We start from the raw sequence: 15,415 nt of genomic DNA on the forward strand, positions 1-15,415 counted from the left end.
CGGAGACCATGGCGCGATGGCGTAGCCGCGTTTCCGGTACGGCCGACGACGACACCGGCGCCGGGTACGGGCCGCCGTCCTATGCGCGACGGCCGCGACGCCGGCTGGACATCGGAGTGACGGGGGTCCTCCTGACCGGGTTCGCCGCGGTGGGGCTGGCCGGATTCGTCACCGTCGCGGGGCTCTTCGACGAGGACGGGACCGAGCAGGGGGCCGCGGGTCTGCCGGGGACCAGCGCGGACCTCGGCCGGGAGGAGGACGGTGTCAGGCGTGTGGGCCGAAACGCCCTCACCGACAACCGTCTCTACGAGGGGGGTGAGCTGGTCGAGGTGGAGTGCCCGGCACCCGAGCTCGACCCCGACGACGCCGCGTCCATGGAGACGTTCCTGCACACCGTGACCGACTGCCTCGACGAGGCCTGGACGGCGCAGTTCGGTGATTCGAGGATGCCCTTCGAACCGCCCAACCGGATCTACTGGTACACCTCCGGCCAGAGTCCGTGCGGCACCTACCCGGTGGAGGGCGCCGCGGCGTTCTACTGCCAGGCCAACAAGGGCCTCTACCTGGGGGTCGAGGACATCGTGGACAACTCGGCCGACAGCAGGCGTCCCGCGGCCTACACCTTCCTGCTCAGCCACGAGTACGCCCACCACGTCCAGGGCGAGGCCGGGATCCTCGACCACTTCCACGCCGTGCGCGGCGCCGCGGACACCGAGGCCGAACGCGACGCCTGGACCCGGCGCAGCGAGTTGCAGGCCAACTGCCTGGGCGGCGTCTTCCTCGGCACGGTCGACGACAGCTTCCCCCTGGGAGCACGGGAACAGGCGCATATCCTCGAAGACGCCGAACTCCGGGGCGATTACGGAGCAGCCGGGCGCACCCACGGTTCCCCCGACAACGGCCGGATGTGGACGGCTCATGGGATGGACCGCAGGGATCCGGCAGCCTGTAACACCTGGGAGGCCGGAGAGGAGCTGGTCCAGTGAGCGGATCGGCGCCGAAGTAGCCGACGAGGGGCGGGCACAGGGGCGTGGAACCGGATCTGCGGGATGACGGGGGACGACGGTCACCCCCTTCCGCGCGCCCGCGTGTCGGCGGTCCGGGCATGTGGTCGGCGGTCGCGGCGGCCATGGCCGCCCTGGTCGTGCTCGTGTGGAGCACGGCCACCGGTGAGCCTCCCCGGCACGAGGCCGCGGGGGTCGCCGCGGCCTCGCCGGCTCCCGGCGAACCCGAGCCGCGGACGGCCGCGTCGGGAGAGGGACGCCTCTCCCCCTCGGGGGGCCTGACCGCCGTCCAGCGCCCTTCTGGCAAGGCCGCGCTCGTCGACAACCCGCTGTACGCGACCGGCCGGCTCGCCCCCCTGCCCTGCCCCGTCCCGGTCCCCGACGTGGACGACCCCGAATCGATGGAGGGGTTCTTGAACGTCGTCGCCGACTGCCTGGACAAGACGTGGCAGACCCAGTTCGCCAAGGCGGGGATCTCCTTCGAACCGCCCTCACGCGTGTTCTGGGAGACGCCGGGCACCAGCCCCTGCCGTGACTACCCCTCCACGGCCGGCGCCTTCTACTGCCGGGCCAGCAAGGGCATCTACATCGGCACCTCCGACGTCGTCGCCAAGTGGAACGGAGCCGACGACAGCGTCGTCTACGCCTCCCTGCTGGCGCACGAGTACGCCCACCACGTCCAGGGCGAGTCCGGACTGCTGGAGTACTACCACGAGCAGCGCAGGCTGGAGCCGGACCGGGCCCGGCAGAACGCCTGGACCCGGCGCAGTGAGTTGCAGGCCAACTGTCTGGCCGGAGCCTTCCTCGGCGCCGTCAGCGTCACCTACCCCATCTCCGCGGCCGACCGCGAGGTCATCCTCGCCGACGCGGCGGCCACCGCCGATCGCGAGGGCAGCTCAGCCGAAGAGCGCACCCACGGTTCCGCCGACAACAGCGTGCTGTGGATGGAGCACGGTCTGGAGGAGCAGGACCCCGGCGCGTGCAACACCTGGGAGGCCGCCGAGGAGACCGTGCAGTAGCGCCCGGAGGGAGGAAGGTCCCCGGCCGCTGTGCGCGGGGGTGACTCCCGGGAACCGGGTCACTCCCCATTGTGCCCGCGTCGCCGGTCCTGGGAGGATCCGGCCATGCCCGACGAAAGCACGGTGGAACTGAGGATCCACGGAGTCAGCGGGGCCTCCGCCGAGGAGCTGCTGGAGGTCCAGCCGGCGGGCCCGGTATCGGGAGACGACCTCGCCGGCTTCTACCGCCGACGTAGCGCGGCCGACGCCGAGACCGTCCCGGGGGTGACCCGCGAGGCGTTCGCGTGGGGCAACCTGACCTCGGGCCGCTCCTCCCGCGCGCTGTGGCTGCTGCTCCTGCCGTTCATGCTCGTCAACGTCGCCTACTGGATGGGACCGCGCGGCACGGGGGACGACCGCGCCCTGACGCATCGGGCCGTGGAACACGGTTACGACGTGCTCGTGCGGCTGCTCGCGTTGAGCCTGACCGTCCTGCTCACCCTCGCCGCCGCCGGCGTCGGCATGGATCTGGTCGGCTGGCAGTGCGCCGGGCACGGCAGCGCGTGCGCCCGACTACGTCCCTGGCTGGGCTTTCTGTCCGAGCCGGGCGCGCCGTTGGCGACCCCGGGCCGTTCGCTGACGGTGGGCGCGCTTCTTCCCCTGCTGGTCGTCGCGGTGCTGTGGAGGCTGTCGCGGCGCACCGGCGTCGAATACGAGGTGGTCTCGGCGACGATGCGCACGTCCCGGGACGCGGACGCCCCCCTCAGCGACCCGAGGTTCTGGCACAACGGCGCCGCCGTGGGGCGGCTGCGGTCGGCGCACATCGCGGTCGCCCTCGCCACGATCGCGCTGTCGCTGGCCGTTCCGCCGTTGACCCATGACCGCGCGTCCGGGGCGGCGCCGGCCGGAACCGTCCTGGTCGGCCTGATCGCCGCGACCGCGGCGGTCTCCACGGTGAGCCTGTTCGTCCCCACCACCGCCCGCACGGTCAACCACGTGACCGCCCGCCTCTGCCGCGCGTTGCGCAACGTCTCGACCCTGCTGCTCGCGCTCGCCGTGGGATACGCGCTGTGGCCCCGCCCCGGGTGGACGGCGACGGGGACGCTGCCCGGGCACACGGTCCTGCTCGATCTCCTGCTCGCGGCGCAATGCCTGGTGGGCGCGCTGCTCGCGGTGACCGCCGTCATCCAGTACCGGCGTGGGCGCGCCCACGCCGAGACCGCGATGGGGGGCCTGGCCGGCCCTTCGGTCGCGGCCACGGGGGTCGTCCTCGGCGGGGTGTTCTCCGCCGCGCTGGTCCACCAGTCGGCCGGGTGGCTGGGGGGCTGCCACTACCAGGGGGCCGAGAGGGCCGGTTGCATGGCGTTGCGCCCGCCGGACGTCTACGCCTGGTTGCAGATGGCGTTCACCCTGGAGGCGGTCATCGCGCTGGGAACGGCGGGCGTCGTGTGGCTGCTGTTGCGCGGGCGCGCGCGGGCCGAGCGGGAGGCCGTCGCCGGACGCTACCAGCGCTCCACCACGGCGGCGCGGACCCGCGACATCGCGCGGGCCCGTGCCCTCGGTTCGCTCACCGAGGTGCTGCCGGCCTGTCTGGGGGCGCTCCTGCTGCCGGTCGTGGCGTTGGCCGCCCTGGCGCTGTACGCGGCCCTGACCGGACGGCTCACCGGTGACGGGGCCGGCGGGGGGTGGGGCGGGTTCGTCTCACCGGTGGCGGTGGTCGACGCGCCCGGATGGGCCAACGCCACCGTCGCGGCGATGGTCGGGATCGGGGCGTGGCTGGGCGGCGCCTTCCTTCTCGCGTTGATGTGGCTGGGGCGCAGCGCCTACCGGGACCGGCCCACCCGGCAGGCGGTCGGCGTGCTGTGGGACATCGGGACCTTCTGGCCCAGGGCCGCGCACCCGCTCGCCCCGCCCTCCTACGCCGAACGCGCGGTGCCCCAGCTCGCGACCCGGATCGCCGGCCTGACGGCCGACGGCACGGGGGTGGTGGTCTCGGGACACTCGCAGGGGTCGGTGCTCGCCGCGGCGGCCGTCTGGCAGCTTCCCGGCCGGTGCAGGGACCGGGTGGTGCTGATCACCCACGGCTCCCCGTTGTACCGCCTGTACGGACGGTACTTCCCGGCCTACTTCGGTCCGGAGGCGCTGGGAGAGCTGCGCGGGAGGGTGGCGGGCTGGCGCAACCTGTGGCGGGCCACCGACGCGGTGGGCGGGCCGATCCCGACCGACCGGGGCGACGTGGGGTTCGCCGAGCCGCTGCCCGACCCGCGGCACTACGAGCGGCGCGGCGGCGAGGCGCTGTACCCGAGGGTCCTCGGACACTCCGACTACACCGGCGACCCCGCCTACCGGGACGCGGTCGCCGCCGCGGCGCGCCGGCTGGCCGGGACGCGGCCGGGATCCGACGCGTCCGAGCGGGCGGGAGAGGAAAGGGACGTGGGCGAGGAGGACGCCACGACGGGGGAGGAGACGCTGGAGCCCTACCAGGGACCGTAGGGGCCGTCGCCCGGACGGCCGATGCTCTTCACCGCCGGACGCACGTCCAGCAGGTAGATCAGCGAGACGATCAACGAGAGGATGGTCAGGAAGGCGCCGTAACCGAGCACCGCGCTCAGCGACAGCAGCGTTCCCGCGCCGAGCAGACCCACCCACAGCCCCTTGGTCTGCTTGTCCATGGCGGGGAAGGCCTGAGCGGGGGTCCGGACGGCCTCGACCAGGGCGTACAGGGTGGTCACGAAGATCGCCAGGTAGATGACCTTCCACAGCAGCGAGAAGAACGACAGGGCGACCACAGCGAGCACCGAACCTTTGCGTGTACGTGGACGGGTGGGTGTTCTCCACAGTAAACGCCCGAGGGGCACAGAACGTGCCCGGATGAGCGGGGTGTCACATCGGCAGGTGCCACAGCCCCACGGTCGTGGTCATCAGGGTGACGGCCGAGGCGAGCACCGCCACGGTGGCCCCCCGCGAGAGCTGGGCGACCGGGTTGAGCAGCCGCGACACGCGGGTGACGACCTCGGGCTGGTCGGTGTGGGCCGCCGCCGCGGCCAACGCGCCGGCGGGAACCGGCGCGGTGCCGGCGGTCCCGAACCGCAGCAGCGCCATCGCGAGCTCCTTGGGGGAGTGCTCGCGCCGGGCCTCGTCGTCGGCGCACATCTCGATGAGCAGGGCGACGGCGTTGTAGTAGCCGACCATGAGGCCGACCCGGGGGAAGGCGCGCTTCAGCGACGAGAACGGCAGCAGCACCAGATCGTGCCGCTGGCGCAGGTGGGCGTGCTCGTGGGCGAGGACGGCGGCGAGCTCGCTGCGGTCCAGGACAGCGAGCGCCCCCGCGCTGATGACGATCTGGGAGTTGAGCACGCCGGGCAGGCAGTAGGCCGCGGCCGCGGGGTGGTCCAGGATGCGGGCGCCCGGAACGTCCGGGTCGTCGCGCGCGACCAGGCTGAGCAGGTCGCGGTGGCGCCTGCGGGTGCGCAGCACGTGCAGGAAGGAGGTGCTCAGCCCCCAGAACAGCAACAGGGTCAGGGCGACGGCGGCCACGATGGCGACCACCTGCGTGGCACCGAACGGGGTCTCGGCGAGCCCGGACAGGTACAGGCCGTGGGTGGCCGCGTCGACGGCCAGCGCGGAGAGCCCCCCGAAGACCCCCTGTTCGTAGGGGGCGAGCCCGAACGCGAGAAGCGCGCCGATGGTGGAGATGCCCCAGGCCAGCCCGAGGGCCTGCCAGGCGACGACGGCCACGTGGGGGCCGCGTAGAGGCCAAGAGGCCCGGCGAAGGCGTGCCGCCGCGAACAGACAGCCAACGGCGATGGTGGCGAGCAGTGCGGCACTGACCATAGGGCTACGTCCTCGGCTGGTCGATTTCCGCGAGCGCGCGGCGAAGCGCTTCGGCTTCCGTCCCGCTCATCGAGCGTACGAATGCGGCCAGCGCTGCGTCCGGGTCACCGGTCTGTCCCAGTGCGTCGAACATGAGCTCGGAGACGTAATTCTCCCGGCTGGCGGCCGGACGGTAACGCCACGCGCGCCCTTCGCGGGTGCGTTCCACCACACCCTTCTTGGCTAGCCGATCAAGCACCGTCATGACGGTCGTGTGGGCGAGGTCGCGGTCGGAGAGCGCGCGCCCCACCTCACGAACCGTCATTGGCTCGATTCGTTCCCACAGTACATCCATCACCGCGCGTTCAAGGTCACCGAGCCGATTCATACATCACAGTCTACCGAGGGTAGTACTACGCGCTGTCGCACCCCCGGGTGAGTTTCGGATTCCCCTGGGGCGCGGGATATCGGGCCTCGAGGACGGCATGGTGCGGGACGGGCCGGAGGGGGCGCCGAACACCCGGTGCGGTACCTCACGTGCCGGGGTCTCCTCCACGGACCTCTCGCGAACGGCTCCCGGGGGACGCGCGCCGTGGCCGTGACGGAAGGCGACGCCCCGGCTACGTTGTCGGCCATGCGAATCGAGATCCTCAAGGGCGACATCACCGAGCAGCGTGTCGACGCGGTGGTCAACGCCGCCAACTCCTCCCTGCTGGGCGGGGGCGGCGTGGACGGCGCCATCCACCGCAAAGGGGGTCCGGCCATCCTCGCCGCCTGCCGCGAGCTGCGGGCCTCCCGCTACGGCGCGGGCCTGCCGGTCGGGCAGGCGGTGGCCACCACGGCCGGAGACCTCGCCGCCGACTGGGTGATCCACACGGTCGGCCCGGTCTACAGCACCACGCAGGACCGGTCACAGCTGCTCGCCTCCTGCTACCTCTCCTCGCTGCGCGTCGCCGACGAACTGGGGGCGCGCACGGTCGCCTTCCCCGCTGTCTCGACCGGGGTCTACCGCTGGCCGCCGTTGGACGCGGCGCGTGTCGCGGTCCACGCCGTGCGAGACGCCTCGACTACAGTGGGTGAGGTTCGCTTCGTCCTCTTCACCGACCCGGTGTATGCCGCGTTCGCCCGCGTGATCGCCGGAACAGGGACGCGCCAGCTCTGACCTTAGGAAACTGCTGTGTTCGCGACGCTCTCGCGTAGGACCACGGTGCTCGTCGCATCGTCACTCGTCGTGTCCGCGGCGGGAATGCTCGCCGCCTTCCGGGCCGAGGAGGCGGGGCCGGTCCCGGTCACCGCGGCACGCCAGGAGGCCCCTCCACGCGCCACCGCCTTCGTCGAGCCCGGGGGCGGCGAGGCGACCGTCGAACCACGCCCCGGCGACGTCCCCGTCTGCCACGAACCCGGCCGCGACGAGATCGTCCACATCCCCGACAAGGGGGCGCCCAGCCAGGGCCGGCCCATCTGGATCCGGCGTCCTCCCGGCGAGGACAGCGCCGACCTGCCGGTGATGTACCTCCTGCACGGCTCCACCGGGACCCACCAGACGGTCCGCGACACCAACGTCGGCCCCCTGATGGACGAGCAGATGTGCCGTGTCGGCGTCCAGTTCGTGATCGCGGCGCCCTTCGGTCAGGAGGTCAACGGCAGCGACACCGAATGGGGTGACTCCGTCAACGGGGACTTCGCCATCGAGAGCTTCGTGACGGGGAAGGCGATCGAGGCCGTCGAGGGCGACAACCGCCGTCCTCGGAGCCTGCGCGCCATCACGGGCTACTCGATGGGCGGGTACGGTGCCGCCGCGCTCGCGTTGCGCCACCCCGACCTGTACTCCCAGTCGGTCAGCTGGGGCGGCTACTTCAAGGTCGACGACCCCGCCGGCACCTTCGGTGACGACCCCGAGGCCCACGCCCCCGACCTGCTCCTGGACGACCCCGAGGTACGTGACATCCGCTTCTTCCTGGTCGAGGGCACCGACGACTACACGCCGTTGCAGAAGGGCACGATCCACGGCGAGGCCGCGCGCTTCGCGAAACTGCTGGAGCGGCGCGACATGACCGTGGAGACGGCCTTTCCCGTGGGCGGCCACGACTACTCGACCTGGATCACCACCTATCCCCAGGTCGTCGACTTCCTCGTGGAAGGGTGGTCCGAGCAGCCCGCCTGACCGCCTGGGCGCCGGGCCGCCGCGCCCGGGGACGGGACATCTGACCGGACCGGCGACGTGAGATCGCTCTCCCACCCAAGGGAGGGCGGCGCCGGCGTGCCCCGCCGGCGTGCCGTTCCGGTGGCGGCGTCCTCCCGTTACCTCACCCCCGCGCCCTCGCGCGGACGGTCGCGCATCCATTATGGGAACACCGCGGCCACCCGGGGCTGTTGACCGTTGTGGCACGCAGTGAGCGACCGTTGACGGAAAAGAGGGCGAAGTCCAGTGCTGTCAGAGATTCCCGGCGCGGCCGGCACGGGAGCCGGCGGCCCCGGAGGAAGCGCGGCACCACGCAGGATCGCCACGATCAGCCTGCACACCTCCCCGCTGGACCAGCCCGGCAGCGGCGACGCCGGCGGCATGAACGTCTACATCGTCGAGGTCGCCAAACGGCTCGCCGAACGCGGGGTGGCCGTCGACGTCTTCACCCGCGCCACCGGACCCGAGCAGCCGCCCGAGGTCGAGATGGCTCCCGGGGTCACCGTCCGCCACATCGGGGCGGGCCCGTTCGGCGCGCTGGACAAGCACACGCTCGCCCGGTACCTGTGCCCCTTCGTCTTCGGCGTGCTGCGCGCCGAGGCGCGCAACGACCCCGGGCACTACGATCTCGTCCACGGCCACTACTGGCTGTCGGGCCGCGCCGGGCTCGTCGCCGCGCAGCGTTGGGGGGTCCCCCTCGTGCAGTCCATGCACACGCTGGCCAGGGTCAAGAACAGCGCGCTGGCAGAGGGCGACGTCCCCGAACCCGAGGCCCGGGTCCGGGGCGAGGACCAGCTGGTGCGCCAGGCCGACCACCTCGTCGCCAACACCGCCGACGAGGCCGCCCAGCTCATCCACCACTACGACGCCGATCCCGGCCGGGTCAGCACGGTCCCGCCCGGCGTGGACCTCGACGTCTTCACCCCCGGGTCGCGCGCTGACGCGCTGCGCACCCTGGGGCTGCCGGCCGACACCGCGCTGCTGTTGTTCGTGGGCCGGGTACAGCGTCTGAAGGCCCCGGACGTGCTGCTGCGCGCGGCGGCGCGGCTGGTCGAGACCGACCCGGCGCTGCGCGAGCGCCTGGTCGTCGCCGTGGTCGGCGGGCTGTCGGGGGCCGACCTGGAGCAGCCGCGCCGCCTGGCCGAACTCGCCCGCACGCTCGGCATCGCCGATCTGGTCCGCATGGAGCCGCCGCGCACCCGGGCCGAGCTGGTCCACTACTACCGGGCCGCCACCGCCACCGTCGTCCCCTCGCACTCGGAGTCGTTCGGGCTCGTCGCGGTCGAGTCGCAGGCGTGTGCGACGCCGGTCGTCGCGGCCCGTGTCGGCGGCCTGCCCACCGCCGTCCGCGACGGGGTCTCCGGCGTGCTGATCGACGGCCACGACCCCGCCGACTACGCGCGGGTGCTGCACCGCATGATCACCGAGCCCGCGTGGCGGGACCGGTTCGGCGCCGCGGGGGTGGGGCACGCCCGTGGTCTGAGCTGGTCGGCCACCGTGGACGGCCTCCTCGACGTCTACCGCGCCACCTCGGCCACCGAGCCGCTGCCCGCCGCCGCCAACCAGTAACGGAGCCGTATGCCATCACAGGAGCAGAGCCAGGCGATCGAGGCGATCCGGACCGCGCTGCGCGAGGCGGGGCTGGAGTTCGAACGCCCGGACCCCGACGCCTTCGTCGTGACGCTGCCGGGCGAGCGCAAGCTCAAGACCCTGGTATGGCTGGGGGTCGGGGAGCACAGCCTGCTGGTCAAGACGTTCTTCTGCCGCCGCCCCGACGAGAACGAGGCGGAGTTCTACCGGTGGTTGATGCGCAAGAACAGCGACATGTACGGAGTCGCGTTCGCGGCCGACGAGGTGGGTGACGTCTACATCACCGGCCGCCTGCCCTTGGGGGGAGTCACGCCCCGGGAGGTGGACCGGCTGCTGGGCTGCGTGCTGACCTACTCCGACGACAACTTCAATCCGGCGCTGGAGCGCGGCTTCGCCTCGGCCATCCGCAAGGAGTGGGAGTGGCGGACCCGGCGGGGTGAGAACCCGCGCAACCTCCGCGCGTTCCGCCACCTGCTCGGCGAACCGGTCTCGGAGCGGACGGGCGACCAGACGCCCGCATTGGAGTAGACCAATCTTCGGGGCGGTGCCCTCCTCCGGGGGCCGACTCGCTAGGCTGATGCCCATGGGCACTCTTGTTCTGCTGCGTCACGGCGAAAGCGTCTGGAACGCCGAAGGTCTGTTCACCGGCTGGGTCGACGTCGACCTGTCCACCAAGGGCGAGGAGGAGGCGCGTAAGGGCGGCCGGCTGCTGCTCGACGCCGACCTGCGCCCCGATGTCGTGCACACCTCGGTGCTGCGGCGGGCCATCCGCACCGCCAACATCGCGCTCGACGAGGCCGACCTGCTGTGGCTGCCGGTCCGCCGTTCCTGGCGGCTCAACGAGCGTCACTACGGCGCGCTCCAGGGCAAGAACAAGGCCCAGACGCGCGAGGAGTACGGCGACGAGCAGTTCATGATCTGGCGGCGCTCCTACGACACCCCGCCGCCCCCGCTCGCCGACGACGCCGAGTACTCCCAGGTCGGCGACCCGCGTTACGCCGACCTCCCGCCCGAGCTCATGCCGCGTACCGAGTGCCTGGCCGACGTCGTCCACCGCATGCTGCCCTACTGGTACGACTCGATCGTCCCGGACCTGGCCGCGGGCCGCACCGTCCTGGTCGCCGCGCACGGCAACTCGCTGCGCGCGCTGGTCAAGCACCTCGACGGCATCGACGACGAGACGATCGCGGGCCTGAACATCCCCACGGGCATCCCGTTGGTCTACGAGCTCAACGACGACTTCACGCCGCGCAAGGCAGGGGGCGAGTACCTCGACCCCGAGGCCGCCAAGGCCGCCATCGAGGCCGTCAAGAACCAGGGTAAGAAGTAGCCGGCATCGACGAGGAAGGCCCCGGTCCGTGGTTCCCACGGGCCGGGGCCTCTGCGCGGCGTCGACGAGCCCTCAGAGCCGGGCGGGTCGCCTTCGTGTTCCTCTGCTCGTCTTCGGGAGAGGCTCCTCACCGTCACGTGGAAGTGCCTGATCGTGACGTTGGTGGGCTGACGGCTGGGCGTGTCCGAGCGCGGGCCAGCCGAAGGGGCCACGGGGAGCACGTCGTTGACCAAAGCCGCTGACCCGGCCGGGGACCGCCTTCTCGACGGTAGGTGGAGAACAGCGCCTGCTCCCGTGTAGGTCCTCATATTCACCGCAGGGAGGAAATGGTGCCTGGCCGCCTCCCGACGGCCAAGACGGCGCTGGAAAGGAGGGCGCGGTCAGTCGGCGAAACGGTCTTGGCGGTCGTGCCCGTGGATGTGATGCCGGGAAACGGCCTGTGAACTCTACCGGGACAGGCTCCTAGAGCAGCGGCCGTGGCCCCGTGTCGGAACAGTGGGCTCTGGCCCTGATTGTGGAGCGCCGGGGCCTCGGGGCGGGGAGCGGGCGGCCCGGCCGGGAGCCGGCCGGGCCGCGGGGGCCTCAGTCGGTGACGGGCTCGAACTTGTAGCCCAGACCCCGGACGGTCACGATGAAGCGGGGGTTGCCGGGATCGGTCTCGATCTTGGCGCGCAGCCGCTTGATGTGGACGTCGAGGGTCTTGGTGTCGCCCACGTAGTCGGCACCCCACACCCGGTCGATGAGCTGCATGCGGGTCAGCACCCGGCCGGCGTTGCGCAGCAACACCTCCAGCAGCTCGAACTCCTTGAGCGGGAGCTGGACGTTCTCGCCGCGCACGGTCACCACGTGCCGTTCCACGTCCATCCGGACCGGACCGGCCTCCAGGGTCGTGGGCAGCAGCGTCTCGTCCTCGCCGCGGCGACGCAGCACCGCGCGGATGCGGGCCACGAGCTCACGGGAGGAGAAGGGCTTGGTCACGTAGTCGTCGGCGCCCAGCTCCAGGCCGACGACCTTGTCGATCTCGCTGTCCTTGGCCGTCAGCATGATGACCGGGACGTTGGACTTCTGCCGCAGGGTCCGGCACACCTCCGTGCCCGACAGCCCCGGAAGCATCAGGTCCAGCAGCACGAGGTCGGCCCCGGTGCGGTCGAAGGTCTCCAAGGCGACCGTGCCGGTGGGCGCCACGGCGACTTCGAAGCCTTCCTTGCGCAGCATGTACGACAGGGCATCGCTGTAGGATTCCTCGTCCTCAACGACGAGTACACGCGTCACTGTGGTGCCTCCCGATAGGTGTTCTCACCGGAGCGCTGCGGCTCCCGAGTTTCGATCCGGGGCAGACGCAGGGTGAACGTCGAACCCGAACCCTCCTTGCTCCACACGCTCACTTCCCCACGGTGGTGGGTGGTGATGTGCTTGACGATGGCCAGGCCCAGACCGGTGCCACCGGTGGACCGGCTTCGAGCGGCGTCCACACGGTAGAAGCGCTCGAAGATGCGTTCGAGATCCTGCGGAGGGATCCCGATGCCCTGATCGGCGACGCTGATGTCCACCGTCTTGTCGGTGACGTCGGCCGTGACGGAGACACGGGTCTGCTCAGGACTGTAGGCGACCGCGTTGGCGACCAGGTTGCGCATGGCGGTGACGAGCAGGCCCTCGTCCCCCATGACGCGGATGCCCTCGGTGCCGCTGGAGACCAGCTCGATCTTCTTGGCGTCGGCCGCCATCCGAACGGCGTCCAGGGCCTCGTCGACCACGGACGCGATCTCGACCTCGTCGGGTTCGGACATGGGCTCGGCGCCCTGGATCCGCGACAGGGTGATGAGGTCCTGGATGACGCTGGTCAGCCGGGCGGCCTCCTGCTGCATCCGCGCGGTGAAGCGGCGTACGGCCTCGGGGTCGTCGCTGGCGTCGGCCACGGTCTCGGCCAGCAGGGACAGCGCGCCCACCGGGGTCTTGAGCTCATGGCTGATGTTGGCGACGAAGTCGCGGCGCACGGCCTCGACCCGCCGGCGTTCGGTCTGGTCCTCGGCCAGCACCAGCACGAGCCCCGTGCCGCCGAGCGGGGCGACGCGCACCGCGAAGGAGGTGGAGTCGGGGCCGAACTTGCGGACCGCCACCTCGATCTCGGTCTCGCGGATGACGCCGTCGCGGCGCACCTGCCGGGCGAGCGCGAGCAGGTCGCCGATGACGAGTTCCTCACCGCGGACGATGCCGAAGGCGCGGGCCGCGGAACTGGCCCGCAGGACCCGGTCGGTGGAGTCCAGGACGACAGCGGAGGAGGGGAGCGCGGCGAGCACCTCGGCGATGCCCGACGGAAGTTCTGATTGCGGCGCCGGGACCGGGGTACGGTTACGGCCCGCCTCACTGATCCGAAACGCCAGACCGGCCGCGACGCCTGTCACGAGTCCGACGAGCCCCGCTAGCGCGGCCAGTAGCTCCCCTTGCACACTTCGATCGTAAGCGGGAGAAGACCTCCTTTACCCGTGTGACCATGTGTTACAACCGAGGTTCCCGCAGTGTTCACCATCGATTCTGAAATGATTCAACTACCACCTGGGACGATTTGACCATGCGCGACACATACCACGAGGACCTCGACGCCCTCAGCGACCGGCTCATCGAGATGACACGACTGGCGCGCCACGCGATCGCCCGCGCGACCACCGCGTTGCTCGACGCCGATCTGGCAGCCGCGCAGGAGGTGATCTCCGGAGACGAGGAGCTCAACCGGCTCGACGAGGAGATCGAGCAGAGCGCGTTCGACCTGATGGCGCGCCAGCAGCCCGTCGCCAAGGACCTGCGGACCATCATCACCGCGCTGCACATGGCCGGCGACCTGGAGCGGATGGGGGACCACGCGGTCCACATCGCCAAGATCGCCCGCCGCCGCCACCCCGACTCCGCCATCCCGACCGAGCTGCGTTCCATCGTGCTGGAAATGGGGCACCAGGCCGAGCTGCTGGTCATCAAGGCCGGCGAGGTCGTCGCGGACCGCGACGCGGAGACGGCGCTGGAGCTCGACAAGGACGACGACCGGATGGACCGGCTGCGTCGCAAGCTCCTCGAGCGGATCCTCAACGAGGGCTGGTCGCACGGGGTCGAGGCGACGATGGACGTCACCCTCGCCGGCCGGTTCTACGAGCGGTTCGGCGACCACGCGGTGCACGTCGCCGACAACCTGGTCTACCTGGTGACCGGAAAGAAGCCCAAGGACTACGAGTCCGAGGTCTGATCCGTCGCGGCGTGCCTCGACGGGCCGTTCCGGGCCCCCGGGAAAGGGTGCGCGGGCCGTCCCGGCGGGTCGCGACGGCCACGGCCGGCAGGGCGTGGCGTGTGCTTTCCCGTCTGTGTGCAAGCACCTGCGGTAGGCTTTGTCAAGGGGCGGAAAGCGGTGTTGACCTGCGCGTTCGTAAACCAAATAGGTACGTTAAGTCACAGATTCGTGGTACCCTTGTGGTAGCGGAAGGGGTACTTGTCACATGACTTTCAAGGTCGGCGACACCGTTGTCTACCCCCATCATGGGGCTGCTCGCATTGAGGCTATCGAGACTCGCACCATTAAGGGCGAGGAAAAGACCTACCTCGTTTTGAAGGTCGACAAGGGCGATCTGACGGTGCGTGTGCCGGCGGAGAACGCCCAGGATGTCGGTGTTCGTGACGTGGTTGGCCAAGAGGGCCTGGACCGGGTCTTCGAGGTGCTGCGCGCGCCGCACACGGAAGAGCCCACCAACTGGTCACGGCGCTACAAGGCCAATCTGGAGAAGCTCGCCTCCGGCGACGTCAACAAGGTCGCCGAGGTGGTTCGCGACCTGTGGCGGCGTGACAAGGAGCGCGGACTTTCCGCGGGTGAAAAGCGAATGCTGGCCAAGGCTCGACAGATTCTCGTGAGCGAACTCGCTCTTGCCGAAAAGACCAACGAGGACAAAGCCGAAGCGCTCCTCGACGAGGTTCTGACCAACTGAGAACCAGTGTCTTGATGCGGAATATGCCACGGGTGGGCGTCGGAACCGACGTCCACCCATTTACATCGGGTCGCCCCCTTTTCCTCGCCGGACTGCATTGGCCGGGGGAAGAAGGCGTGAGCGGCCACTCCGACGGCGATGTCGCCGCCCACGCGGCCTGTGACGCCCTGTTCTCGGCCTGCGGGCTGGGCGACCTCGGTGCCCAGTTCGGCACCTCCGACCCCGCCTGGCACGGCGCCTCGGGGATCGCCCTGCTCACCGAGACCGCGGCGCGGGTCCGGGCGGCCGGCTACGAGATCGGCAACGTCGCCGTCCAGATCGTCAGCAACCGGCCGAAGTTCGCGCCGCGCAGGGCCGAGGCCGAGAAGGTTCTGTCCGAGGCGGTGGGGGCGCCCGTGACGGTGGCGGCCACCACGACCGACGGCCTGGGGTTGACGGGCCGGGGCGAGGGCATCGCCGCGATCGCCACCGCGCTGTGCGTGCGGACCGACGATTCGAACTGAGACGGGCGCGCGGGCGGGGTACCGTCCCCGCCC

The 15,415-nt window shown here is 71.1% G+C and carries 16 protein-coding genes; 11 read left to right on the plus strand and 5 right to left on the minus strand.

Annotation, left to right across the window (positions count from 1 at the left end; translation table 11 throughout):
* The first annotated feature begins 8 nt into the window (after positions 1 to 8).
* The 3 genes from ACYVHU_RS05420 to ACYVHU_RS05430 all read left to right on the plus strand — a co-directional run bounded on the left by ACYVHU_RS05420 (position 9) and on the right by ACYVHU_RS05430 (position 4,495).
* A complete protein-coding gene (locus ACYVHU_RS05420) occupies positions 9 to 986 on the plus strand; it encodes a neutral zinc metallopeptidase (protein ID WP_078760622.1) in 978 nt (325 codons plus the stop codon).
* A 119-nt stretch (positions 987 to 1,105) separates the two neighbouring features.
* Positions 1,106 to 2,023 carry a neutral zinc metallopeptidase gene (locus tag ACYVHU_RS05425; protein ID WP_078760621.1) on the plus strand — a complete coding sequence of 306 codons (918 nt, stop codon included), beginning with the start codon at positions 1,106 to 1,108 and terminating at the stop codon, positions 2,021 to 2,023.
* 105 nt (positions 2,024 to 2,128) lie between these two features.
* Entirely contained in the window at positions 2,129 to 4,495 is a 2,367-nt protein-coding gene (locus ACYVHU_RS05430) for a hypothetical protein (RefSeq protein WP_498947693.1), read from the plus strand.
* Here ACYVHU_RS05430 and ACYVHU_RS05435 read toward each other — a convergent pair.
* The 3 genes from ACYVHU_RS05435 to ACYVHU_RS05445 all read right to left on the minus strand — a co-directional run bounded on the left by ACYVHU_RS05435 (position 4,480) and on the right by ACYVHU_RS05445 (position 6,203).
* Complete coding sequence (locus ACYVHU_RS05435) at positions 4,480 to 4,791, minus strand: DUF2516 family protein (protein ID WP_078760619.1); 312 nt, start codon at positions 4,789 to 4,791, stop codon at positions 4,480 to 4,482. The genes ACYVHU_RS05430 and ACYVHU_RS05435 overlap by 16 nt on opposite strands.
* Before the next feature lie 94 nt (positions 4,792 to 4,885).
* Positions 4,886 to 5,836: a M56 family metallopeptidase gene (locus tag ACYVHU_RS05440; protein ID WP_078760618.1), complete on the minus strand. Its 951-nt coding sequence runs from the start codon at positions 5,834 to 5,836 to the stop codon at positions 4,886 to 4,888.
* Between the two features lie 4 nt (positions 5,837 to 5,840).
* Positions 5,841 to 6,203: a BlaI/MecI/CopY family transcriptional regulator gene (locus ACYVHU_RS05445; RefSeq protein ID WP_078760617.1), complete on the minus strand. Its 363-nt coding sequence runs from the start codon at positions 6,201 to 6,203 to the stop codon at positions 5,841 to 5,843.
* 246 nt (positions 6,204 to 6,449) lie between these two features.
* On the opposite strand from ACYVHU_RS05445, the gene ACYVHU_RS05450 reads away from it, so the two are divergent.
* The 5 genes from ACYVHU_RS05450 (at position 6,450) to ACYVHU_RS05470 (ending at position 10,917) form a co-directional block, all read left to right on the plus strand.
* Complete coding sequence (locus ACYVHU_RS05450) at positions 6,450 to 6,977, plus strand: O-acetyl-ADP-ribose deacetylase (protein ID WP_432938169.1); 528 nt, start codon at positions 6,450 to 6,452, stop codon at positions 6,975 to 6,977.
* Positions 6,978 to 6,992: 15 nt separating this feature from the next.
* The gene (locus tag ACYVHU_RS05455) at positions 6,993 to 7,979 is read left to right on the plus strand and encodes an alpha/beta hydrolase (RefSeq protein WP_078760615.1); all 987 of its coding nucleotides are present in this window, start codon (positions 6,993 to 6,995) and stop codon (positions 7,977 to 7,979) included.
* 336 nt (positions 7,980 to 8,315) lie between these two features.
* Positions 8,316 to 9,566 carry a D-inositol-3-phosphate glycosyltransferase gene (gene mshA, locus ACYVHU_RS05460; RefSeq protein WP_432941609.1) on the plus strand — a complete coding sequence of 417 codons (1,251 nt, stop codon included), beginning with the start codon at positions 8,316 to 8,318 and terminating at the stop codon, positions 9,564 to 9,566.
* 9 nt (positions 9,567 to 9,575) lie between these two features.
* Positions 9,576 to 10,115 carry a type III secretion system chaperone family protein gene (locus tag ACYVHU_RS05465; RefSeq protein ID WP_078760614.1) on the plus strand — a complete coding sequence of 180 codons (540 nt, stop codon included), beginning with the start codon at positions 9,576 to 9,578 and terminating at the stop codon, positions 10,113 to 10,115.
* Positions 10,116 to 10,170: 55 nt separating this feature from the next.
* Entirely contained in the window at positions 10,171 to 10,917 is a 747-nt protein-coding gene (locus tag ACYVHU_RS05470) for a phosphoglyceromutase (RefSeq protein WP_078760613.1), read from the plus strand.
* Positions 10,918 to 11,499: 582 nt separating this feature from the next.
* Here the strand turns inward: ACYVHU_RS05470 and ACYVHU_RS05475 are convergent.
* Positions 11,500 to 12,189: a winged helix-turn-helix domain-containing protein gene (locus ACYVHU_RS05475; RefSeq protein WP_078760612.1), complete on the minus strand. Its 690-nt coding sequence runs from the start codon at positions 12,187 to 12,189 to the stop codon at positions 11,500 to 11,502.
* On the minus strand, positions 12,186 to 13,349 hold the full coding sequence (locus ACYVHU_RS05480) for a sensor histidine kinase (RefSeq protein ID WP_144390022.1): 1,164 nt from the start codon (positions 13,347 to 13,349) through the stop codon (positions 12,186 to 12,188). Before ACYVHU_RS05480 ends, ACYVHU_RS05475 begins: the two co-directional genes overlap by 4 nt.
* A 137-nt stretch (positions 13,350 to 13,486) precedes the next feature.
* Between ACYVHU_RS05480 and phoU the strand changes: the two genes are divergently transcribed.
* The 3 genes from phoU (at position 13,487) to ispF (ending at position 15,382) form a co-directional block, all read left to right on the plus strand.
* On the plus strand, positions 13,487 to 14,149 hold the full coding sequence (gene phoU / locus ACYVHU_RS05485; protein WP_078760610.1) for a phosphate signaling complex protein PhoU: 663 nt from the start codon (positions 13,487 to 13,489) through the stop codon (positions 14,147 to 14,149).
* A gap of 247 nt (positions 14,150 to 14,396) precedes the next feature.
* Positions 14,397 to 14,879 carry a CarD family transcriptional regulator gene (locus ACYVHU_RS05490; RefSeq protein ID WP_078760609.1) on the plus strand — a complete coding sequence of 161 codons (483 nt, stop codon included), beginning with the start codon at positions 14,397 to 14,399 and terminating at the stop codon, positions 14,877 to 14,879.
* A gap of 23 nt (positions 14,880 to 14,902) precedes the next feature.
* Positions 14,903 to 15,382: a 2-C-methyl-D-erythritol 2,4-cyclodiphosphate synthase gene (ispF, locus tag ACYVHU_RS05495; RefSeq protein WP_200813543.1), complete on the plus strand. Its 480-nt coding sequence runs from the start codon at positions 14,903 to 14,905 to the stop codon at positions 15,380 to 15,382.
* The last annotated feature ends 33 nt before the right edge of the window (positions 15,383 to 15,415 follow it).

The sequence above is a fragment of the Marinactinospora endophytica genome, from assembly GCF_054780875.1.

Excerpts from the sequence above, each read along its gene's own strand:
- ACYVHU_RS05420 (WP_078760622.1), top strand. The coding sequence starts at position 9 with ATGGCGCGATGGCGTAGCCGCGTTTCCGGTACGGCCGACGACGACACC.
- ACYVHU_RS05425 (WP_078760621.1), top strand. The coding sequence starts at position 1,106 with ATGTGGTCGGCGGTCGCGGCGGCCATGGCCGCCCTGGTCGTGCTCGTG.
- ACYVHU_RS05430 (WP_498947693.1), top strand. The coding sequence starts at position 2,129 with ATGCCCGACGAAAGCACGGTGGAACTGAGGATCCACGGAGTCAGCGGG.
- ACYVHU_RS05440 (WP_078760618.1), bottom strand. The coding sequence starts at position 5,836 with ATGGTCAGTGCCGCACTGCTCGCCACCATCGCCGTTGGCTGTCTGTTC.
- ACYVHU_RS05445 (WP_078760617.1), bottom strand. The coding sequence starts at position 6,203 with ATGAATCGGCTCGGTGACCTTGAACGCGCGGTGATGGATGTACTGTGG.
- ACYVHU_RS05450 (WP_432938169.1), top strand. The coding sequence starts at position 6,450 with ATGCGAATCGAGATCCTCAAGGGCGACATCACCGAGCAGCGTGTCGAC.
- ACYVHU_RS05465 (WP_078760614.1), top strand. The coding sequence starts at position 9,576 with ATGCCATCACAGGAGCAGAGCCAGGCGATCGAGGCGATCCGGACCGCG.
- ACYVHU_RS05470 (WP_078760613.1), top strand. The coding sequence starts at position 10,171 with ATGGGCACTCTTGTTCTGCTGCGTCACGGCGAAAGCGTCTGGAACGCC.
- phoU (WP_078760610.1), top strand. The coding sequence starts at position 13,487 with ATGCGCGACACATACCACGAGGACCTCGACGCCCTCAGCGACCGGCTC.
- ACYVHU_RS05490 (WP_078760609.1), top strand. The coding sequence starts at position 14,397 with ATGACTTTCAAGGTCGGCGACACCGTTGTCTACCCCCATCATGGGGCT.
- ispF (WP_200813543.1), top strand. The coding sequence starts at position 14,903 with ATGCCACGGGTGGGCGTCGGAACCGACGTCCACCCATTTACATCGGGT.